Consider the following 21,481-nt stretch of genomic DNA (forward strand, 5'->3'; position numbering starts at 1 on the left):
TCAATCGGTATAAAAAGTAAAGCCTATTGCGCCTTTTCCAGTGTGACACGAAATAATCGGTGTTGTGTAGGCGATGTCAACAGGTGCTTCAGGTGTATGATCAAGCAGCGCTGATTTAAGCTTTTCAGCGAGTTCTAATGCATCTGCATGCGCTATCCCAATGGCTTGAACTGTTTTTCCTTTCACCGCCTGTACATACTGTTTGGTTAAATAGCGGACAAGAGCAGAATAGCTTCGCACATTCGCTTCTGGCGTGTATACCCCGTCTGTTAAGCTGGCAATTGGTTTGATGTGTAGAAGTGAGCCGATCAGCGCCTTCCCTCTTCCAATTCTTCCACCTTTCACGAGATTTTCTAATGTATCAATTGTGACAAATAGCTTTGTTCCAAGTCGGATTTTATCCATTTCTTTGATGATGTCTTCACGGCTTGCACCATTTTGTGCAAGTTCAGCTGCTTTGGTGACTTGAAACCCTAATCCATATGAAATAAAGTTTGAATCAATCACCGTGATGTTTCCGTCTACCATTTTCGAAGCGCTTTCAGCAGTTTGAACCGTACCACTCATCCCACCCGTTAAATGGATACTAATGACTTCGCTTCCATCTGCCGTCAGCCTTTCATATAATTCGACGAATTGACCGATCGCAGGTTGAGACGTTTTCGGCAATTCCTCAGCAGCCTCCATTTTTTCAATAAATTCATCTGGCTGTATATTTACTCGGTCAATATAATCAACCCCAGAAATGGAGATATTGAGCGGAATCACGTGAATGGAAAGATCATTGATTTTTTCTTGCGGAAGGTCCACAGTTGAATCTGTTACAATTTTAATTTGTTTCACTATCGTCTCATCCTTGCTGTCTTAGTCTTTACTTATGATATTACCTTATTTCGTGCTTACTTGAAAACAACTGTCATGACGTTTTGGAAATTGTCACATTTTCTTCTTTTCATGAAAAAAATCCTTGCCAAGCTGAGCAGCAGCCATTTTAAAACAGCCGCTCACTCCCTTTGACAAAGATTCCTTTTTACGCATTGTGTTTCAGTGTAGGCTCCTGATAGATCTGCTCATATGTGCTCCACTTGACGTTACGTTTCACATCCTCTCTGAAAGAGTACACAGCTCTCTTTCCTTTAGATACATAGACTTTTTTCAAGAAAGCTTCAAGTCTAAAGGTGAGCATGAAACGATACGGCTCATCTCCCTTTAGTACAGGAACTTCTGTTACCTTGATCTGAGCTCCATCCATCCGTCTAAAACATATTGTTTTGAGCAGCACAAACGATCAATCCTCTTTTCCAATGTTCTGTTACGCCTAAATAAATAGGTGGAATAAATCTTGATCTTTATTCACTTCAACATAATGGAATCCTTTTTTATTCATCCGTTCAATGAGCGCCGCATAGTCATCTCTTTCTTTCAATTCGATGCCAACAAGCGCGGGTCCTTTGCTTCGGTTATTCTTTTTCGTATATTCAAAGCGGGAGATATCATCATTTGGCCCTAATACTTCATCTAAAAATTCTCGAAGCGCACCTGCTCTTTGCGGAAAATTGACAATGAAATAATGTTGAAGCCCTTCATAGATCATCGACCGTTCTTTGATTTCCTGCATTCTGCCAATATCATTATTTCCTCCACTGACAATACAGACAACATTTTTCCCTTTAATCTCCTCGCGATGGGCATCCAGCGCAGCGATCGGAAGTGCGCCTGCCGGCTCTGCTACAATCGCACATTGATTATAAAGCTCTAAAATGGTTGTACATACTTTTCCTTCAGGTACAAGACTAATTTTATCGACAACAGACTGTAGCGATGTAAACGTCTTTTCACCAATCCGCTGAACCGCTGCTCCGTCTACAAACTTATCAATGGAATCAAGTGTCACAACCTTGCCCTTTTCATGGGAAGCATGGAGTGAAGCTGCGCCAAGCGGTTCGACGGCAATGATTTCGGTTTCTGGGGCGATATTTTTGATATATGTACCAACTCCAGATAACAGACCTCCACCTCCAACACTTGCAAATAAAAAGTGAGGCTCCACTTCGATATCATTTAATATTTCTACAGCAGTCGTTCCTTGTCCTGCCATCACATCCAAATCATCAAACGGATGGATAAACTCGCGCTTCTCTTCATCTCCGCATTTAACTGCTTCATGATATGAATCATCAAACGTATCTCCGGTTAAGATAATTTCAACATATTCTTTGCCGAAAAGCTCCACTTGAGATACTTTTTGTCTTGGTGTCGTAGCAGGCATAAAGATTTTCCCATGGATACCTAGATATTTACAAGAATAGGCAACACCTTGTGCGTGATTTCCTGCACTTGCGCAGACAATGCCGTTTTTTAGTTTATTTTTTGGAAGCTGACTCATTTTATTAAAAGCGCCTCTTAATTTAAAGGAACGAACTACTTGCAGATCCTCTCTTTTTAAGTAGACATTACATTCATATCGTTCAGAAAGTCGCTCATTTTTTTGAAGAGGTGTATGAATCACTACATCCTTCAAATTTTGATGGGCCTTTAAAATATCTTTCACTTGAATTAGCGTGTTTTCTTTGAGCAACGGTTTCATGTACAAGATCCTTTCTCTTTAACCTTATTTAATTTGTCATTATAACATGAATATTCAAAAAATAAATCGATAGATCATGGATCAAGTATAAATTTCATAAACTTTTTCGTTTTTCTGTACATTTGGTTTTATTGGGTGTTACAATTGAACCAATAAGAACCATAAAGAAAGGAACCACCCGATGACCACACATTCGTTTACGTCTATATATGGAGAACATCAAGAAATGAAGCGTGCCATTCACCTGGCAAAGCAATTCACAAAGCACGAGCAGCCGGTCTTGATCACAGGAGACATTGGCACAGGCAAAACACGATTTGCCCATGAAATTGCTCATGCATCGGCTCCAAACGCTTCACTGACACATCTATATTGCCCCATTTTAGATGAAGATACCTTGCAGAAAGCCTTCACGGAAAAGACCCGTCAAATCCTTTATTTAGACGAAATCGCCGCATTAAGTATTCCTATGCAGCATCAGGTCATTCGTTTTCTGGAAATCTCTCCTGCAACAAAAATCATTACCACTTCGTCTTTATCAATAGAGGCATTGAGGGTTTCATCTACCTTTTTACCTGAGCTGTTTTATCGCTTAAATGTTTTCCATTTGCCTTTACCGTCATTAGCAGATCGAAAAACTGACATTCCTGTGTTAACAACTGCTTTCTTTCAGGAGCTGAGCATGGCGCCTGATATTGATCCAAGTGTTTGGGAAACCTTGCAGGAGTATCCGTTTGAAGGAAACGTACAGGAACTCAAAAATATCGTTCATTATGCTGCAGTCATTCTCGAGGGGCAAACGGTATTTTTACACCACCTGCCGCCTTTTGTGTTAACCCCTCTTTCGCCGGAGGTAAAAGGAAAAAAGGAAGATCATCAGCTCACACTAATGGAAAAACAAGAGTTTGTTTTCCTGCTAGAAGCCATTAAATCTCTCAATGAGAAAGGTGAAGCAGCCAGCAGACGCATCTTATCTGAATTAAGCAAACAAGGCGACATTCCGCTGACCCCTCAGCAGGTGAGGAGCCGATTAGATGATCTTGAGAAAAAAGCATACGTGACGAAAGGAAAAGGCAGGGCCGGCACGAAGATTACACTTGAAGGTCTTTCATTCCTGAAGTCACTTGATGGTTATATACCGGTTCAATAAAAGGAGGACATCCATTGTTTACTGTAAAAGAAGAAATTGCCAACGCCATTACACATGGCATTGGCGTTATTTTATCCATACCAGCCATTGTTTTTCTCGTGTTATTCGCTGTTCAATACGGCACTGTCACAGAGATCATCAGCTTTTCGATATTTGGCGCGTCCATGTTGCTGCTTTATTTAAGCTCGACCTTGCTTCATAGCATTCGGCACAAAAAAACAAAAGATGTATTTGAAATCCTCGACCACTCGGCTATTTATGTATTGATTGCTGGTACCTATACGCCCTTTTTACTAGGACCATTAAAAGGCGCACTCGGCTATACGCTTCTTGCAATTGTATGGGCTCTTGCTGCTGGCGGGATTGTCTTTAAAATCTTTTTCGTCAAACGGTTTATCATTGTGTCCACCCTCGTTTATTTATTAATGGGCTGGATGATTATCATTGCCATTAAACCACTTTACATTCAATTAACGGGCGCAGGATTTGGCCTCTTACTATTAGGCGGTCTTTTGTATTCGGTCGGAACCATCTTTTATATTTGGCGTAAAATCCCTTATCATCATGCGATTTGGCACAGCTTTGTGCTCGGCGGAAGTGCGTCGATATTCTTCTGCATTCTCTTCTATTGTGTGAACATTCCTGCTGCATGAAAAAAACCAGCATCCGAAAATGGATGCTGGTTTTTTTATGCGCGCTTTTGGGCGTAATCGCTCATCATGACAGGCGCTTTAATATGAATATCAACGTTAACAGGCCGCAGCCTTTTCACGACTTTTCCAGCTAATAGACGATCCGTTCCACTTGTTTCAATCGGTACAAGCGGACAATCACAATCTTCAGCAAGTGCCTCTGCCATGTGACGATGTGCTTCTGAAAGCAATACACTCTGCCCCGATAAGATTCTTTCCTTTGCTTCTTCTAACAAGGCATCATCAGATTGATTCTGATGCATAACCGCCATCTTCTTCAGCCATTGTTTTAAAATCGGATATCGAAAAAGATTCGGCTTTGCCATGAAAGCAAATGGCTTCTCAAGGTGACCAATCAATAATGTCGTCGTGACTGGATTCAGTGCCTGTGTGATATAAATAACGGGTCCATCTGGCAGCTTCTTTTGCTGATGAATGGTCATGACTGATCCTGACTGGTCAATACATCCCCGGGCAAACCTTTTTGCATGCTCATGAATGAGATGCATTCGTTTCGTATAGGAAATGCGTGGATCAGTTAATTCATGGGCATGCAAATGCCTCAAACTTTTACAAAAGGATACAACAACATAAAGCGTTAAAACCCAATAACGAAACAACCGTACTCCTCCTACTCATTTATCCTTTTTTGTCATATACGACAAATTCATAATTGTAGGGGTTCTTTTCGTCACGATGGCCTTTTTCGCGTGATACAACCGTCCATTCGTTTTCATTGTAATCAGGAAAGTAGCGGTCTCCTTCAAACGCATGGTGAATATGCGTGATATATAGACGATCCGCATATGGCATCATTTCTTCATACAGCTTAGACCCGCCGATGATAAATAACTCTGTCTCGCTTTCCCCAATTGCCAAAATATCGGCAATGGAATGGACAACCTCGCATCCTTCTGCTTCAAAAGAAGAACTTGTTGTCAAAACGATATTTCGACGGTTAGGCAGCGCTCGTCCAATTGATTCAAACGTTTTTCTGCCCATGACAATCGTATGACCGCCTGTGACCTTCTTAAAATACGCTAAATCAGCTGGTAAATGCCAAGGCATTTGATTATCTTGACCAATGACTCTGTCTTTTCCTGTCGCCACAATCATCGAAATCATACACTGACTTCTCCTTTGATATGCGGATGCGGATCATAGTTCTCAAGTACAAAATCATCGAACGTGAAATCAAAGATGCTCTTCACATCTCTTGTGATGCGAAGCTGCGGAAGCGTGCGTTCCTCGCGCTCTAGCTGCATGTTCACCTGCGGAAGATGATTCTGATAAATATGTGCATCTCCTAGCGTATGAACAAACTCTCCTGGCTCAAGATTTGTGACTTTGGCAATCATCATCGTGAGAAGAGCATATGAAGCAATATTAAATGGCACGCCTAAAAAGATATCTGCCGATCTTTGATAAAGCTGGCAAGAAAGCTTCCCATTTGATACGTAAAATTGAAACAGACAATGACATGGTGGCAGTGCCATTTGATCAATTTCAGCCGGGTTCCAAGCGCTGACGATCAGTCTTCTTGAATTCGGATTATGCTCGATATCGTGGATCAGCTTTGTGATCTGATCCACAGTCTCACCGTCCCCGCTAGCCCAAGATCGCCACTGCGCTCCGTATACACGGCCCAGTTCGCCATTTTCATCTGCCCATTCGTTCCAAATACGGACACCATTTTCCTGAAGATATTTGACATTTGTATCACCTTTTAAAAACCACAGTAACTCATGAATAATTGATTTCAGGTGCAATTTCTTTGTTGTTAACAGCGGAAATCCTTCCTGCAAATCAAATCTCATCTGGTAACCGAACGTGCTGATTGTGCCTGTTCCCGTTCTGTCACCTTTTTCATCCCCGTGCTGTAATACATGACGGCATAACTCTTTGTATTGTTTCATTTTTTTCATCCTTTATTTATGTTCTTGTTGTAGTTTACCTTATTTCTGCTTTTGTTTAAACACCAAAAAAACATGCCTGCATAATCATGAGCAGACATGTTTTTCTTTTATACTTGATTCACTCGATCCTGCTCTTCGTCCTTAATATCTTGGTGTGAGTGAGCAATACGGCTAGCTGCTGCTGCGGCAAGCGCGGCGACAAGATCATCAAGGAAGGTATGCACTTCACCTGGACGACCTTCATCTAATTCCCTGATAATACCAAATTTCTCTTTATCTAAATAACCGAAGTTGGTCAAACCGATTGATCCATATACATTGACAATGGAAAGCGGAATAATCTCATCAATTCCATATAGCGGCTCATCTGTTTCAACTAAGTGCTGCAAAGGTTCTGGCAACAGCTTTTTTTCAGCCAGCTGATCAAGGGCAAGTCCTGTTAAAACAGCATGGACAATTTCCCTTTTATTCAACACTTTTTCAACATTTTCAATACAGACACTAAGTGGAAGGTTTGGATGATATTTTTCTTGAAGCTTTAGCACAATGTGTGCAATATCTTCAATTTTCACTCCGCGTTCGTTTAACATTCGTTTTGTAATCTGCACCATTTCGTTCATTGTATACTTTTTCAATTGGCATGACATCTCCTTCTAGTGGCTCATCCAGCTCGGCGGGGTGTTTTTGTCCCAGTAAATATTACCGAGTTCATGATGCGTCTGGAATCCATCTTCTGCTGTATGGTAGTGAAAGTTAAACCAATATCCGCTGTGTGGCGGCTGATCTCTTCTCACATGAAAACGGAGCAAATCTTCTCCAGTCTTCCGGTTGTAGATGTGAAAGATTTTTTCGCCATTTCCGCTTGAAGGCTGATCAGTTAACACAACATCTTGAAATTTTTCGTCATCTTTGAAATTTGTTAAAACATCGGTTAACACTTGTTCAATTTTCGGTTGAATCTCTTCTCTGTACTCGTCTTCAATGACAGGTGTGATTTTACGGCCGAATTTGAGAAAGGATTGATTTTCTGCACTTGATAGAACCTCTTCCTTATATTGCTCAAAGGGGTCTACCTGCTCTTTGCTTGCCTCTTGCGATCGTTCCCAGCTGCGCAATTCATCTGATGTATCATAAACCGCTGTATAAGGCGTTTTATCAGGTGAAGAAAGTTCAGATGGCTTGTCTGTCATCAAAGCCGACGGAGGAGAGACCAAACCAAAAGTTGCAATTGTAAAGAGCGCAACAAGCGTTTTTCTCATCCACATCTTCATGATATCTAATTCCTTCCATAAGTTATCATACTGCTATTCTAGCATATAATGAATTTTCAGTCATTCAATTTGGTCACTGATTTGAGACTTTCTTTTTTATAATAAAACGTTTACAATGACAGTACAGGCAACTAAAATTTGGGAGGAATGGGTATGCTTGAAGGCTTTTTCGTCACAGCTTCCTTGCTGACACTGTTTTATTTTGTCTATATGGAGATTACGGATTAAAAGCCCTTAGAGAGGGCTTTTTCTTTCTCGATATATCCATAATGAAATTGGGCTGTTTTTCGTTTGATGACATGAAATTGGTAACAGTCCGCTGTAAATCGTGTGCTTTTCCAATGATCTTTTAACACCACTCTTTTTCTTGCCACCCTTAATGCTTCTTGCACGGCTGCTTCGTGATCAAAGTCGTGCTCTGCCGCATGACGCAGCGGCGCTATACTTGTAGATTCTTGAATCGTTTCCTCAAACATCGGATCAAAATAGACGATATCAAATGAACAGTCAGGATACTTCTTTAGTTGCTCGATACTGTCTCCACTAATAACAGAAATCCGTTTCATCGCTTCATCAGCTTCCTCTATCCCCGTCTCCCATGTATTCAGTCCTTCTCGCACAAGTAATGCCGTAATGGGATTCTTTTCAATACCGACGACCCTTCCATTCCTGCCTATCGCACAGCTTGCAGTTATCGCATCAGACCCTAAGCCAAGTGTGCAATCTAAAAAGGAATCGCCCGGCTTTAGCTGTGCTGCTTCAATTAAGGGATCCTTTTCTTCGCGCAAGATCCGCTTCACCCTGAACATCGCTGAGCTTGGATGAAAGAAGAACTTTTCACCATTTGGCTGATACCATTCAAATCTTTCTTTCCCGACAACAAGGACATCTCCTCGTTTTATCGCAAGCTGTTTGACAGATTGTTTGCGTCTTTCTACATACTCACCATGTAAATCCTCTGCAAGTGCCTTTGCTGTTCCAATCGTTTGTTCATTTGCTCTAAAGCTTGTTGTAATGAGCATATCGTTCCTCCATCATGATCAAGAAAAAATGCCCTGATCTAGTTCCAGGGCATTTCAACACGTGTATTAGCAATGTTTTTCAAATGCAGTTAAGACATTTTTCATGATATCTTCCATTTCATGACCTTCAATTTCGTCACGTGGGATAAAATGAACGAGTTCATTTCCTTTTAAAAGGGCCATAGAAGGAGATGATGGCTCTTCACCAGTGAAGTATTCTCTCATTTTTGCTGTTGCTTCCCGGTCCTGCCCAGCAAATACTGTGACGATTTTGTCGGGCGCTTTTTCTGCCTTCATCACAGCTTGAGTCGCTGCTGGGCGTGCTAAGCCGGCAGCACAGCCGCATACAGAATTAACAACAACAAATGTTGTTCCTTCAGCTTCTTGCATCGTTTGTTCTACTTCTTCTTCCGTCGTTAGTTCTTGAAATCCTGCACTTGTCAACTCTTGGCGCATTGGCACAACGAGCTGGCGCATATATTCTTCATATGCCATTGACATAAAAAAGCCCCCTCTAAAATCCTTATGTTGTGAATAAAGGATACTATAGAGAGAGCCAATTTTCAAATGTTCTATTTCAGATTAAATTTTCATGATTCCGCCTGTATTGGCTGAGGTCACAAGTTTTGAATATCTGGCAAGATAGCCCGTTTTCACTTTTGGCTCAAAGCCTTTCCAGTTCGCTTTTCGTTTTTCCCATTCTTCCTCTGGAACCTCTACGCTTAAAATGCGCTGCTCAATATCGACGACGACATGGTCACCATTTTCAACAAAGGCAAGCGGGCCGCCCTCAGCTGCTTCAGGAGAGACGTGTCCGATAGACAAGCCACGAGAAGCGCCGGAAAAACGTCCGTCCGTAATTAAAGCAACCTTTGGTCCAAGTCCCATCCCGACAATTTGTGAAGTAGGAGCAAGCATTTCTGGCATACCAGGTCCGCCTTTAGGTCCTTCATAGCGAATGATGACAACATGTCCTGCTTCTACTTTTCTATTAATGATGCCTTCAAGAGCTTCTTCTTGGGATTCAAATACGATTGCAGGTCCTTCGTGACGTGTGATTCCATCTTGTACCCCGCCCGTTTTAATGATGGCTCCATCAGGCGCAAGGTTTCCAAATAAAACGGCTAAACCGCCCTTTTCAGTAAATGGCTTATCGATTGGATAAATGACGTTATAGTCTTTGACCTCATGACCTGCAATGTTCTCACCAAGTGTTTTCGCTGTGACGGTCATTGTATCTAAATGAAGTGCGCCTTCTTTTTTGGACAATTCATTTAGCGCAGCTGTAACGCCGCCTGCTTCATGTAAATCCTCAATATAAACATCCGAAGCTGGAGCAAGTTTTGATAAATGAGGCACACGCTCTGCTACTTCATTGATACGTTCAAGTGAATATTCAACACCTGCTTCATTTGCGATCGCCAGTGTGTGAAGAACTGTATTCGTTGAACCACCAAGTGCCATATCTAATGCAAATGCGTTATCAATTGCTTTTTCAGTCACAATATCACGTGGTTTAATATCCTTTTTAATGAGCTCCATTAGTTGTTTTGCTGACTTTTTCGCAAATTCTCTTCGCTCTGGTGATGTCGCCAAAATCGTTCCATTTCCAGGAAGAGCAATTCCAAGTGCCTCTGCTAAACAGTTCATTGAGTTTGCTGTAAACATACCTGAACAAGATCCGCAGGTCGGACAGCCAAACTGTTCTAATTCATTTAATTCCTCTTCGTTAATTTTACCTGACTGGTAAGCACCGACGCCTTCAAATACAGAAGAAAGAGAAATCTTTCTGCCATCACTTGTTCTACCCGCTTCCATCGGTCCACCGCTGACAAAGACCGTCGGAATATTGACACGCATTGCTGCCATCATCATCCCCGGTGTAATTTTATCGCAGTTAGGAATACAAACCATTCCATCAAACCAGTGAGCAGATACAACGGTTTCGACAGAGTCAGCAATGATTTCACGGCTTGGTAGTGAATATCTCATCCCGATATGACCCATTGCAATTCCATCATCGACCCCAATCGTATTAAATTCAAATGGGACCCCGCCAGCTTCACGAATGGCTTCTTTCACAATCTTTCCGAATTCCTGAAGATGGACATGACCCGGGACAATATCAATATAGGAATTACATACAGCAATAAATGGCTTGCCGAAGTCCTCATCCTTTACCCCCGCTGCTCTTAGTAAGCTTCGGTGAGGTGCTCTGTCAATTCCTTGTTTAATCATATTACTACGAAGTTCTGCCATCTGTTTAAAAAGCCTCCTATACTACAAGTCTTGTTGACTGTATGATTTTGAGTTGATTTTATTTTACAAATTTTCTGTTTATTTAGCCACCGATGAATGACCGATGACCAACATGGCTGCTGAATCTAGCGCTCAGCAAGGTTCGTGTCATAAAATCTGACCTCCAATATTCTATATTGGTACTACTATATAGAGTTTTTTCGTATATTTCAACAATATTCAAAATAATTTTTCTAAAAAAATTTTTCTGTCTATGATTTTAGAAAAACAAGCTGCCTATCATTGGCAGCTTGTTCATAAGTCTCATCATTCTGATGCATTTTTTCTGCTTTCTGTCATTTGCTTCCATACTGAGCCTTTCGCTTCTTCTCCGTGCTCAATGCGCTCAATCGCCATTTTCACTTGAAGGCTGACTTCAAATTCTGGGTCTTGCTCAGCTTCTTTTAATGCGTCAAGTGCTGTTTCGTCACCTTCTTCGTAAAGAAACATCGCTGCACGCCAGCGAACAAGTTTACTTGGGTCCTTTAATGATTCGATCATTGCTTCTATAGCGCTCGGGTCACCAAGGTCTGAAATGCAGTCTCCAGCGGTTCTGCGGACCGTCACTGTTTTATCTTTAAGCCCTTTATATAAAATAGGCAGAATAGCAGGATCTTCAATCATTCCAGCATTCACAACGGCTTGTCTGCGAATCGATGTTTTAGGGTCCTCCATTGCTTTCATTAAAACAGGTATATCCTTTTGCTCTGGCTGCATTTGCTCTAGATGGGCAAAGCGCTTTTTCCAATCTTCCTCACGCAGCATTTCTTCTGTCACGTCATATGCCTTACGGTTCACCTGTCGATCTACAGCTTCTTGCCCTTCTTTGACCGCTTCTGTTAAGCGAGCTAAACGCTCATCATCATAGGCTGCCTGCAGCTCTTCTGTCACTTCCTGACCGATATCTGCAAAGTCGCCAAAACGAACGCCATGTTCTTTCCACACACGTTCAAATACGACATTGTCTGAACTGCTTCTGAGCTTTAAAATGGCTGCTTGGAAGCGTTCAGGCATGCCGAATCGCTCTTCTCTTTCACCGTCTGTTAATTTGACTTGCATCGGAATCCCATTAAACATTTGGACAAACACTTTGACTTCGCCAAATGTGTCACCGCCAGACTGCGATCCTTCCTGAAGGCCTTCTGTTTCTTGACCAAAGGCTTCTCTGACCTGCTGCAAGATGCCCTGCCAGTCAAACTTTGCATTACGCTCAACCGCTAAGAAGTCTGCGACATGATAAACACCTTTTACACCTTCAATGTTCAAAATACGCTTAATCATCTCTGGCGCTTCGTCTTTTTGATCCTTTTTGTAGTTGTTGCTTTTACCGCCGGCAAGTGCTTCTGTCAAAATGACCTTCATCGTATTTGGACTTGGCGTCGGTTCTATCGCTGTTATTTTCATCTATACATCCTCCTTACACACATAAAGACCCTACTCATCTGTAAGGCCGCATTCTTCTTTCCATGTCTTGATAAATAGGCTCATCAAATCGTGCCGATCCTCAGCAAGCTGCGTTCCTGCATGAGTGTTCATTAAGTCTTTTAATTTGAGCAGTTTTTCTTCCATATGTTTTAGCACGGAGCCCTGCTGCGTGTCCTTTGAATAGTGGGGTTCCCCTTTTGCGCCTGCATAAGTAAACACCCTCGCAATACCGGTTGCTCCTATCGCATCGAGCCGATCTGCGTCTTGAACAATGGCCCCTTCTAACGTTATTGGTCTATTCTGCTTATGTCGATGACGAAAAGACATCGTTGTAATGATGTCCATGATATAACGAATATCTCGCGTATTAACTTCCCAAAAAAGGAGCTGATGCTCAAGCTGCTGTGGTGAAAGCTTCCATTCACTCGACAGTTTTTCATCAATGATATCATGAACAATCGCTGCCATTTCAATTACAAAAAGAGAGCCGCCTTCTTGATTTGCAATCTGGCGGGCAAGCTGCCGCACACGATCAATATGAGCCGCATCGTGTCCAGTCGGTTCATATTTCAGCCGATCTGAAACAAAGGAGGCTGCTGCCTCCAATTGTTTTTTCTGCATGACGGTAAGCACCTTATTTGTCCAAAAGAGCGATGATGGAACTTTCTAATTCTTTTGGTGATGTTTTCGGAGAGAACCGCTCAGTGACTTCTCCGTTTTGATCCACGATAAATTTTGTGAAATTCCATTTCACTGTTTTCGTGCCAAGTACACCTTTTGCATGACTTGTTAAATGTTTAAAGAGCGGGTGCGCGTTGTCACCATTGACATCTACTTTCGCAAACATAGGGAAGGTCACCCCATAATTCAAAGAACAGAATTCTTGAATGGCTTCTTCTCCTTCTGGTTCTTGGTTCATAAATTGGTTACATGGAAATCCTAAAATTTCAAGGCCCTTTTCATGATATTGATCATATAGCTCCTGCAGTTGTTTAAATTGAGGAGTTAACCCACATTTGCTTGCTGTGTTGACAATAATGAGTACTTTTCCTTTGTAATCTGCCATTGATTTTTCTTGACCGTTAATGGTCTTGACCTGAATATCATAAATTGACATCTCATAGCCTCCTAGGATTCACTTTTCCCTATCGTAACATGCTTCTTTTATAAAATCGCTTTTTATGCTTCCGGTTAAAAGAGTCCTGTCACACTGCCGTCTTCTAATAAATCCATCTCGAGCGCCGCTGGTTTTTTAGGTAATCCTGGCATTGTCAGAATGCTTCCGGTTAAAGCAACAATAAATCCTGCTCCTACAGATGGTTTTAACTCACGAATCGTAATGGTAAAACCTTTTGGTCTCCCAATTAAAGCTGGATCATCCGAAAGTGAATATTGCGTTTTTGCCATACACACCGGTAAATGCCTCCAGCCGTTTTCCTCGATGGCTACCAGCTGCTTTCTTGCTTTTGAAGTGAGTGTGACCCCGTCTGCTCCGTAAACCACTTTGGCAACCTTAGATAATTTTTCTTCGATGGAATCATGCTCTTCATACAAATAGGAAAAGCTGTTCTTCTTCTTTTCAATAAGTGTTGCGAGTTCTTCGGCAAGTGCTGTCCCGCCTTCGCCACCTTCTTCCCATACATTCACAGCTTTGACTGGATGGTCATGTGCAAGGCACCAATCTTCTATCGCTTGAATCTCTTCTTTTGTATCAGTGATAAACCTGTTTATTGCGACAATGTACGGAAGACCGAAGGCTTGCACAGTTTCAATATGCTTTTCTAAATTATGTATACCTTTTAATACGGCTTGTGCATTCTCTTCTTTGAGTTCTGCTTTCTTCATTCCGCCATGCATCTTTAATGCTCTGACAGTCGCCACAATGACAACTGCACCAGGCTTGAAATCACCAGCTCTTGTTTTAATGTGCAGGAACTTTTCCGCTCCAAGATCTGCTCCAAATCCAGCTTCTGTTACGACATAATCGGCTAATTTCGCCGCCATTTTAGTTGCAATTAAACTATTACATCCATGCGCAATATTGGCAAAAGGACCGCCATGAACGAGGGCCGGAGTTCCTTCAATCGTTTGTACAAGATTCGGTTTGAGTGCGTCTTTTAAAAGTAACGTCAAAACACCTTCATATCCAAGTGCACCAACAGTGACTGGCTCCCCATCTTGATTATAGGCAACAACAATAGAAGAAAGACGTTTTTTCAAGTCGGTTAAGTCTTCTGCTAAACAAAGGATGGCCATCATTTCGGAGGCAACCGTGATGTCAAACCCGTCTTCTCTAGGATACCCATTTACCTGTCCACCAAGTCCGACAACGACCTGTCTTAAAGCACGATCGTTTAAATCAAGCACTCGCTTCCATACAATGCGGCGCGCGTCGATGCCAAGTTCATTTCCGTGATGGATATGGTTATCAATGAACGCAGATAAGGCATTATGTGCAGAAGTAATGGCATGAAAATCTCCTGTAAAATGAAGATTGATTTCTTCCATTGGTAGCACCTGTGAATATCCTCCACCTGCTGCACCGCCTTTTATGCCCATTGTAGGACCTAATGAAGGCTCTCGCATTGCAATGATTGCTTTTTTCCCTATTTTTTCAAAGGCTTGACCGAGCCCGACTGTGACGGTGGACTTCCCTTCACCTGCTGGCGTTGGATTGATCGATGTGACAAGGATCACATGTCCTTCTTTTTGTTCTTTTAAACGGTCAAAAATAGTCAAAGATATTTTCGCTTTTGTGAAACCATAGCATTCTAATTCTTCGTCATGTATTTGCAGCTTTGCTGCGATGTCTTGAATAGGTCTCAGCTTTGCCTTTTGGGCGATGTCAATATCTGATAAATGCTTTGTGATCATAAATAAACGGCCTCCTTTTTTTCGAGAAACAGCTTTGTTTTTGCTCTGTTTTTCATTGTAACATAATTGAAACATTGAAATATCGCCAGAAAGTTCCTATAATGAAGTGAAATTAGCTTTGATTCAGGGGGTGGCGAGTTGCCTATTAACATACCAGTTCATCTGCCGGCAAAACAAATACTAGAGAGCGAAAACATTTTCGTCATGGATGAGACAAGGGCATTCAAGCAAGATATCCGTCCTTTGAATATCGTGATCTTAAATTTAATGCCAAAAAAAATACAAACTGAAACGCAGCTGCTAAGAATGCTCGGAAATTCTCCTTTGCAAGTGTACTTTACGTTTTTGATTCCAAGTACGCATACACCGAAGAATACGTCGAGAGAGCATCTAGATGAATTTTATACGACCTTTGAATCGATTCGCCATAAGAAATTTGATGGAATGATCATCACCGGCGCACCAATTGAGCATTTAGCTTTTGAAGAAGTTTCCTATTGGAAAGAGCTGCAGGACATCTTGGACTGGAGTAAAACGAATGTGACGTCTACTCTTCACATTTGCTGGGGTGCACAGGCAGGCCTATATCACCATTATGGTATTGAGAAAATCAAGCTTGCTGAGAAAAAATTTGGTGTATTTGAGCATCTTGTGAAAGAGAAAAAAGAAAGATTAGTCAGAGGTTTCGATGAAGTATACTATGTCCCACATTCGAGGCATACAGATATTAATACAGAACAATTAAAAAACACGCCGAATTTAAAAGTATTGAGTGTCTCTGAAGAAGCGGGTGTTTGTTTAATTGTTTCAGATGATGATAAACAAGTATTTTTAACTGGACATCCTGAATATGATACGGACACATTGAAGCAGGAATATGAAAGAGATTTGTTGAAGGATGATACAGTCCAAAAACCTGTCCACTATTTTATAGAAGATGGTGACATATTAGTCCCAGTGAATCGATGGAAAGCCCATGCCACTTTACTGTTTATGAATTGGCTCAATTATTATGTTTATCAGGAAACACCATACGTTTGGGAATAAAATAGACTGTAGTCTGATGATAAATGGCCAAAATGTGTTAAAATACAAATGGCTCTGTCTTCCATTATCAATTTAGTCTTGTTGTTTTTTAAAATTAGTTTAATTCTTTCGTAACGAATGATATGCTCTCGCTGTTTATATGTTATCTTTATGTATATGTAGACCTATGAGATTAATAGTTTTCGTACGAAGTTTTGTTGTTGTTGATTACATTTGAGGTGAATATTCTTGAATACCAATAAAAAAATATTAATCTTGACCGCAAATTATGGAAATGGACATATGCAGGTGGCTAAAACACTGTATGATGAGTGCAAATCTCAAGGCTTTGAGCATGTTGTAGTTTCTAATTTGTATCAAGAATCAAATCCCATTGTGTCGGAAGTGACTCAATATTTATACTTGAAGAGCTTTTCCATTGGGAAACAATTTTATCGCTTGTTTTATTACGGTGTAGATAAAATTTACAATAAACGCAAATTTAACATTTATTTAAAAATGGGAAATAAGCGTCTTGATGAACTTATTCAATTACACAATCCGGATATCATTATTATTACATTCCCGATGATTGTTGTTCCTGAATACCGGAACAAAACAGGAAAAGTCATCCCGACATTTAATGTCATGACAGATTTCTGTCTTCATAAGATTTGGGTACATGAAAACATCGACCGGTACTATGTTGCAACCGATTATGTGAAACAAAAATTAGTGGAAATCGGCACACATCCAAGCGATGTCAAAGTGACAGGCATTCCTATTAGACCACAATTTGAAGCAGACGTGCCAAAATCGAAGATTTATAAAAAATATGGATTATCATCAAACAAAAAAGTTCTTCTGATTATGGCCGGTGCTCATGGTGTACTGAAAAATGTCAAGGAATTATGTGAAGCGTTGCTTCTAGACAGTGAAGTACAAATTGTTGTTGTATGCGGAAAGAACGCAGCGCTGAAACAATCACTAAGCGATCTTGAACAAGCACATCCAGATCAATTGAAGGCGCTTGGATATGTGGAACAAATTGATGAATTGTTCAGAGTAACAGATTGTATGATCACAAAACCAGGTGGCATTACTTTAACAGAAGCAACTGCAATCGGCGTCCCAGTCATTCTTTACAAGCCTGTCCCTGGACAAGAAAAGGAAAATGCTCATTTCTTTGAAGATTATGGTGCAGCCATCGTCATCAACAGACATGAAGACATTTTAGAATCTGTGACCAACTTGCTTCAAGATGAAGAAAAGTTAGAAACCATGAAACAAAACATGAAAAATCTTCACTCAAAGCATTCTTCTCAAACCATTTTGGAAGATATCGTTGAGCAATCAGATCTCATCACGAATAACAAAACGTATGCTCGCGCATTATCATAAAAAGGTGTCCGTCAATGACGGACACCTTTTTTCTTTATCCTTGATTTCCATTTGTTGTGTACACTTCTTCAAACGGCTGCACGACAACAAATCCGCTTCCGCTAAATTTCATTTGAATAGACTCTCCGCTTCCTCTGCCAATAAAGGTTTTGAATGAAACATCTGTTACAAATTCAGTTTTTAAATCCCCTGACCATGCAACTGTCGCATTTGGATCTGTATAGACAGAGTCACCCGGCTGAACAATCAATGTGAGCGGCTCATAATGACTCGTAATCGCAGCAAGGCCTGGTCCTTCTAATTTGACATTAAATAATCCGCCTGCAATCATCCCCGATACTTTTTTCATCAATTTGATATCCCAGCGGACTGAAGGCTCAAATGCGAGCAAATCATTCCCATTCACAAAAATGGATTCGCCTTGAGCCAAACGAAGAATTGAGATTTTTTTGCCTTGATCTGCCACATATAATTTTCCATCACCTGTTGCCTTCATGAGTGAAGTGCCTTCTCCTGACAGCATTTTTTTGAACATCTTTGAGACGCCATGTTCAAACACGCCCTCACGTTCAAATTTGATTTTGCCTCGGTACGAAACCATGGAACCTGTTTTTGCCCAAATGGTATCAGTCAAATTAATTTCTAAAAGTCTTGGTGTTTCAAGTTCGAAGACCCCTTCTCCCTTATCTTCCTGCTGCGTATTCTGAACAAATTCTTCGAGTGTATAACGATTCATGATAGCACCTCTTTCTATATTTTTTTTATATACGGACAAACTGTGCATAAAGTTTCAGAAAATGGGGACGGTTTAGCTATTATTGTTATTTGTCAAAAAAAATCAAACATTCTGCTCAAAATTTGGCTCTCCCGCTTGACGCTTTACTTTTGATGGTGTATAGTGGAACCATCATTTAACAACTGCAAAGTCGTTAGGTGATGAAAATTTTTTTTAGTATGCCAAAAGGTATGCTACAGTACTAGGAGGAAAAAGCAATATGCAAAACGGTAAAGTAAAATGGTTCAATAATGAAAAAGGTTTCGGCTTCATTGAAGTTGAAGGCGGAGACGATGTATTCGTTCACTTCACAGCTATCGAAGGTGACGGTTACAAGTCTTTAGAAGAAGGACAAGAAGTTTCTTTTGAAATCGTTGAAGGTAATCGTGGACCTCAAGCTGCAAACGTAACAAAAATCTAATCAACCAAATCAATGATGCAAAATAAAGAGAGGCTTATGCCTCTCTTATTTGATTTTCAGCTGAATTTCAATTGCTAAAATATTTTGCTTCAGTCGTTGTTCAATTTCAGAGATATCTTTTTCGAGAAAAGGTCTTCCCTTCTTTGCTACATCTACAAGTTGCTCTAGATCGCTGTACACCTCTTGAAATGTTCGATGTAATACCGTTTCGAACTCCTTATTATTCATACCGGCCTTCCCCTTTTCCTCTAATATCCGTCACTTAGTCAAAAAGTAACTCAACCAAAACTTTCTATAGTTATATCGGCTCATTTTTCGGAATATGTTCTTTTTTTACACATTCTATCCGTTTTTTTTCAAGAGCGAATGTTTGAGCAGGGAAAACCGGTGCGTCCGTTTATTTTTTGAGCAGAGTCTGACCATATTCTTTTATCTTCTCTCCAACGGTGCATTGCTGTATACAAAAGGAATGGGCGTATTTTTTGCCAAATTCTTTTCGAAAATGCTTCTTAATCAAACAATCTGAACAATACGTGTCTTGAAGATCGGTCAATTCTTGTACTGCTGTTTTTTTATCCACATTATTCAGCTCCGTCTGCTTCTAATTTCAATGTACTTTCGATTGGGACGTCTGCAAGAATCTGTCTTGCAAGCTGATCCGCTTCTGCATTTTGTTTCCGATCGATGGCTTCATAGGTTGGCGTCAGCTTCAGCTCTTTTAAAGCCGCTTCAATTTGATCAAGCCATTTGTTATGTACATCATCATAACAAGGCCACTCTCCTTTTAACTGATTCATGACAACAAGTGAATCTCCTCTAATCGTGACAGAATTTCTGCTTGCCCCCAGGTCTTTTAAAACTTTTACTGCCTCAAATAAAGCCGCATACTCGGCTTCATTATTGGTACTCCCTTGGAAAGGCTGATTTTTTCTCAATCGATAAGCGTCTTTTCCTAGCTTATAGTAGATGACAACCCCAAGACCAGAGTCACCTGTTTCTTTGTGAAAACTTGCATCAAAATAGACTTGAAGCTGATCCGGTTCAAGCTTTAATTCTTCATTTAGCTTTTCAAGTTCTTTTATAGACCACATAGCCCCTTTTTCATCTTCAAATGACAGAAGAGACTGGGGTTCTTTTTTGTCGATATGTTTTGCTAACCTCAAGGCCTCTTTTAGCTCCAACCAATCTTCTTGGTAAAAAGCAACGGACCCAATTGATTTCACTTTCATTGTGTAGTGTGCTCTTAATTTCATCGATCACATCGCCTTCCCGTGCTTTTAAGGTAAACATACGTTATGCTATAATCAAAAAGTTACATTTTACAATGAGAAAGGAAGTTCATGTCACTTGTTTAATGAAGGTATTTGGATCTTATTTGCGATCATTAATTTTATCATTGTTCTTCTATTTTATAAAGGATTTGGCAAGATGGGCCTTTTTGTCTGGATTGGCTTTGCGACGGTTGCCGCAAATTTACAAGTTGTCAAAACCGTTGAATTATTCGGCTTAACGGCAACACTTGGAAATATTTTATATGGCAGTGTGTTCTTTGCAACGGACGTATTGAATGAAAAATATGGACAAAATGAAGCGAGAAAAGCTGTCTGGATTGGTTTTGCCACCCTTTTAACACTAACTGTTGTCATGCAGGAAGCTTTGCTTTTCCACCCCGCTCCATCTGATATCTCACAATCATCGCTGGAAACCATATTTGGCTTTATGCCAAGGGTTGCACTTGGCAGTCTCGCTGCTTATATCATCAGTCAAATGCTAGATGTTTATGTATATTCGTTTATTCGCCGGATATTTCCTTCCGATGGCGCACTCTGGGTGCGCAATGCCGGAAGTACGATGATTAGCCAGCTTCTTGATACATTGATTTTCACGACCATTGCCTTTCTTGGCACGTATCCATTTCATGTATGGATAGAAATCTTCATCACGACATATGTCATTAAATTTATCGTCGCTGCAATTGCAACACCTTACGCGTATGCAGCGAAAAAAATGGTTCCGCTTGATGAAAGGGTGAAATGATGTGCCTGCAGAAATATACATTGACGGTGCCAGTGCAGGGAATCCAGGTCCCTCTGGCATCGGCATTTTCATCAAATATGATGGAAAGGCTGAATCCTTTTCCATTCCTCTTGAACCCATGAGCAATCACGAAGCAGAATTTTCTGCTCTGATCGAGGGGATGAAAATATGCGTAGAAAAAGGATTGCGTACCGTTTCATTTCGAACAGATTCACAAGTAGTTGACCGGGCAGCGAATGCAGGATTTGCTAAAAGTCCAGCCTTTCAGCACTTTATCAAAGAGATGATCGAGCTTCAAAGCCAGTTTGATTTATTTTTTATTAAATGGATTCCGAGTAAGGAAAATCAAGTAGCAGATCAGCTCGCTAGAAAAGCGATTCACCTATCTAAAGGATGAATCGCTTTTTTTCGGTTATGCTAATGTGTGTGAGGTGATACTGATTGGATAAAGAAAATAAAGGTCGTGTCACAAATGGGACAACCCCACAAGGTGATGCGCAAACAAAAGATAAACAGCCACTATCTCAGCTGGAAAATAGAGCGAAGAAAATCAATACAAAAAGATGAACCTGTCAGCGTGATAGAA

General features: G+C 40.7%; 27 protein-coding genes. 8 read left to right on the forward strand and 19 right to left on the reverse strand.

Annotated elements, in window-relative coordinates:
• From MKY18_RS09815 to ilvA, 3 genes are all read right to left on the reverse strand, one after another.
• Nucleotides 1-843 carry a DegV family protein gene (locus MKY18_RS09815; RefSeq protein ID WP_003215944.1) on the reverse strand — a complete coding sequence of 281 codons (843 nt, stop codon included), beginning with the start codon at nucleotides 841-843 and terminating at the stop codon, nucleotides 1-3.
• A 187-nt stretch (nucleotides 844-1,030) separates the two neighbouring features.
• On the reverse strand, nucleotides 1,031-1,282 hold the full coding sequence (locus tag MKY18_RS09820) for a YpmP family protein (protein WP_003215729.1): 252 nt from the start codon (nucleotides 1,280-1,282) through the stop codon (nucleotides 1,031-1,033).
• Nucleotides 1,283-1,318: 36 nt separating this feature from the next.
• Nucleotides 1,319-2,587: a threonine ammonia-lyase IlvA gene (gene ilvA / locus MKY18_RS09825; protein ID WP_278175253.1), complete on the reverse strand. Its 1,269-nt coding sequence runs from the start codon at nucleotides 2,585-2,587 to the stop codon at nucleotides 1,319-1,321.
• Between the two features lie 181 nt (nucleotides 2,588-2,768).
• Here ilvA and MKY18_RS09830 point away from each other — a divergent pair, with 181 nt between their 5' ends.
• Together MKY18_RS09830 and MKY18_RS09835 are read left to right on the forward strand one after the other, a co-directional pair.
• Complete coding sequence (locus MKY18_RS09830) at nucleotides 2,769-3,737, forward strand: sigma 54-interacting transcriptional regulator (RefSeq protein WP_113768493.1); 969 nt, start codon at nucleotides 2,769-2,771, stop codon at nucleotides 3,735-3,737.
• Nucleotides 3,738-3,751: 14 nt separating this feature from the next.
• Entirely contained in the window at nucleotides 3,752-4,390 is a 639-nt protein-coding gene (locus MKY18_RS09835) for a hemolysin III family protein (RefSeq protein WP_044141175.1), read from the forward strand.
• Nucleotides 4,391-4,425: 35 nt separating this feature from the next.
• On the opposite strand, the gene MKY18_RS09840 is transcribed toward MKY18_RS09835, so the two are convergent.
• From MKY18_RS09840 to MKY18_RS09895, 12 genes are all read right to left on the reverse strand, one after another.
• The gene (locus MKY18_RS09840) at nucleotides 4,426-5,049 is read right to left on the reverse strand and encodes an acyltransferase (RefSeq protein WP_044141174.1); all 624 of its coding nucleotides are present in this window, start codon (nucleotides 5,047-5,049) and stop codon (nucleotides 4,426-4,428) included.
• Nucleotides 5,050-5,068: 19 nt separating this feature from the next.
• Entirely contained in the window at nucleotides 5,069-5,554 is a 486-nt protein-coding gene (folA, locus tag MKY18_RS09845; RefSeq protein ID WP_044141173.1) for a type 3 dihydrofolate reductase, read from the reverse strand.
• A complete protein-coding gene (locus MKY18_RS09850; protein ID WP_044141172.1) occupies nucleotides 5,551-6,345 on the reverse strand; it encodes a thymidylate synthase in 795 nt (264 codons plus the stop codon). The genes folA and MKY18_RS09850 overlap by 4 nt, the downstream gene beginning before the upstream one ends.
• 107 nt (nucleotides 6,346-6,452) lie before the next feature.
• The gene (locus tag MKY18_RS09855) at nucleotides 6,453-6,980 is read right to left on the reverse strand and encodes a phosphatidylglycerophosphatase A (RefSeq protein WP_044141171.1); all 528 of its coding nucleotides are present in this window, start codon (nucleotides 6,978-6,980) and stop codon (nucleotides 6,453-6,455) included.
• Nucleotides 6,981-6,998: 18 nt separating this feature from the next.
• Complete coding sequence (locus tag MKY18_RS09860; RefSeq protein ID WP_044141170.1) at nucleotides 6,999-7,616, reverse strand: YpjP family protein; 618 nt, start codon at nucleotides 7,614-7,616, stop codon at nucleotides 6,999-7,001.
• Between the two features lie 224 nt (nucleotides 7,617-7,840).
• Entirely contained in the window at nucleotides 7,841-8,638 is a 798-nt protein-coding gene (locus MKY18_RS09865) for a class I SAM-dependent methyltransferase (RefSeq protein ID WP_268455167.1), read from the reverse strand.
• Nucleotides 8,639-8,704: 66 nt separating this feature from the next.
• On the reverse strand, nucleotides 8,705-9,139 hold the full coding sequence (locus MKY18_RS09870; RefSeq protein ID WP_003215999.1) for a BrxA/BrxB family bacilliredoxin: 435 nt from the start codon (nucleotides 9,137-9,139) through the stop codon (nucleotides 8,705-8,707).
• 81 nt (nucleotides 9,140-9,220) lie between these two features.
• The gene (gene ilvD, locus MKY18_RS09875; RefSeq protein ID WP_044141166.1) at nucleotides 9,221-10,897 is read right to left on the reverse strand and encodes a dihydroxy-acid dehydratase; all 1,677 of its coding nucleotides are present in this window, start codon (nucleotides 10,895-10,897) and stop codon (nucleotides 9,221-9,223) included.
• A 306-nt stretch (nucleotides 10,898-11,203) separates the two neighbouring features.
• The gene (locus MKY18_RS09880; protein WP_106067077.1) at nucleotides 11,204-12,340 is read right to left on the reverse strand and encodes a conserved virulence factor C family protein; all 1,137 of its coding nucleotides are present in this window, start codon (nucleotides 12,338-12,340) and stop codon (nucleotides 11,204-11,206) included.
• 30 nt (nucleotides 12,341-12,370) lie between these two features.
• Entirely contained in the window at nucleotides 12,371-12,982 is a 612-nt protein-coding gene (locus tag MKY18_RS09885; RefSeq protein WP_268455163.1) for an HD domain-containing protein, read from the reverse strand.
• A 13-nt stretch (nucleotides 12,983-12,995) separates the two neighbouring features.
• On the reverse strand, nucleotides 12,996-13,478 hold the full coding sequence (locus MKY18_RS09890) for a glutathione peroxidase (RefSeq protein WP_003216059.1): 483 nt from the start codon (nucleotides 13,476-13,478) through the stop codon (nucleotides 12,996-12,998).
• 74 nt (nucleotides 13,479-13,552) lie between these two features.
• Nucleotides 13,553-15,235, reverse strand: a complete 1,683-nt coding sequence (locus MKY18_RS09895; RefSeq protein ID WP_342497502.1) for a formate--tetrahydrofolate ligase — start codon at nucleotides 15,233-15,235, stop codon at nucleotides 13,553-13,555.
• 138 nt (nucleotides 15,236-15,373) lie between these two features.
• On the opposite strand from MKY18_RS09895, the gene metA reads away from it, so the two are divergent.
• Complete coding sequence (metA, locus tag MKY18_RS09900) at nucleotides 15,374-16,282, forward strand: homoserine O-succinyltransferase (RefSeq protein WP_113768498.1); 909 nt, start codon at nucleotides 15,374-15,376, stop codon at nucleotides 16,280-16,282.
• A 228-nt stretch (nucleotides 16,283-16,510) separates the two neighbouring features.
• Complete coding sequence (locus tag MKY18_RS09905; RefSeq protein ID WP_044141160.1) at nucleotides 16,511-17,662, forward strand: diglucosyl diacylglycerol synthase; 1,152 nt, start codon at nucleotides 16,511-16,513, stop codon at nucleotides 17,660-17,662.
• Nucleotides 17,663-17,696: 34 nt separating this feature from the next.
• Here MKY18_RS09905 and MKY18_RS09910 read toward each other — a convergent pair whose 3' ends face one another.
• A complete protein-coding gene (locus MKY18_RS09910; protein WP_044141159.1) occupies nucleotides 17,697-18,398 on the reverse strand; it encodes an AIM24 family protein in 702 nt (233 codons plus the stop codon).
• Nucleotides 18,399-18,657: 259 nt separating this feature from the next.
• Between MKY18_RS09910 and cspD the strand changes: the two genes are divergently transcribed.
• A complete protein-coding gene (cspD, locus tag MKY18_RS09915) occupies nucleotides 18,658-18,858 on the forward strand; it encodes a cold-shock protein CspD (RefSeq protein ID WP_003215784.1) in 201 nt (66 codons plus the stop codon).
• A gap of 45 nt (nucleotides 18,859-18,903) precedes the next feature.
• Here cspD and MKY18_RS09920 read toward each other — a convergent pair whose 3' ends face one another.
• The 3 genes from MKY18_RS09920 to MKY18_RS09930 form a co-directional block, all read right to left on the reverse strand.
• Nucleotides 18,904-19,086 carry a hypothetical protein gene (locus MKY18_RS09920; RefSeq protein ID WP_003215507.1) on the reverse strand — a complete coding sequence of 61 codons (183 nt, stop codon included), beginning with the start codon at nucleotides 19,084-19,086 and terminating at the stop codon, nucleotides 18,904-18,906.
• A gap of 169 nt (nucleotides 19,087-19,255) precedes the next feature.
• Nucleotides 19,256-19,438 carry a zinc-finger domain-containing protein gene (locus MKY18_RS09925; RefSeq protein ID WP_003215998.1) on the reverse strand — a complete coding sequence of 61 codons (183 nt, stop codon included), beginning with the start codon at nucleotides 19,436-19,438 and terminating at the stop codon, nucleotides 19,256-19,258.
• A 1-nt stretch (nucleotide 19,439) separates the two neighbouring features.
• Nucleotides 19,440-20,111 carry a ribonuclease H family protein gene (locus MKY18_RS09930; protein WP_265208212.1) on the reverse strand — a complete coding sequence of 224 codons (672 nt, stop codon included), beginning with the start codon at nucleotides 20,109-20,111 and terminating at the stop codon, nucleotides 19,440-19,442.
• 94 nt (nucleotides 20,112-20,205) lie between these two features.
• Here MKY18_RS09930 and MKY18_RS09935 point away from each other — a divergent pair, with 94 nt between their 5' ends.
• From MKY18_RS09935 to MKY18_RS09945, 3 genes are read left to right on the forward strand one after another with little or no spacing between them, the layout of a single operon-like run.
• A complete protein-coding gene (locus tag MKY18_RS09935) occupies nucleotides 20,206-20,895 on the forward strand; it encodes a queuosine precursor transporter (protein ID WP_003215661.1) in 690 nt (229 codons plus the stop codon).
• Between the two features lies 1 nt (nucleotide 20,896).
• Nucleotides 20,897-21,292, forward strand: a complete 396-nt coding sequence (locus MKY18_RS09940; protein WP_113768501.1) for a reverse transcriptase-like protein — start codon at nucleotides 20,897-20,899, stop codon at nucleotides 21,290-21,292.
• A 44-nt stretch (nucleotides 21,293-21,336) separates the two neighbouring features.
• The gene (locus MKY18_RS09945; RefSeq protein WP_265208211.1) at nucleotides 21,337-21,462 is read left to right on the forward strand and encodes a small, acid-soluble spore protein L; all 126 of its coding nucleotides are present in this window, start codon (nucleotides 21,337-21,339) and stop codon (nucleotides 21,460-21,462) included.
• The last annotated feature ends 19 nt before the right edge of the window (nucleotides 21,463-21,481 follow it).

It is taken from the genome of Bacillus sp. FSL R7-0672 (assembly GCF_038601465.1).
GTDB classification, from domain to species: Bacteria; Bacillota; Bacilli; order Bacillales; family Bacillaceae; genus Bacillus; species Bacillus pumilus.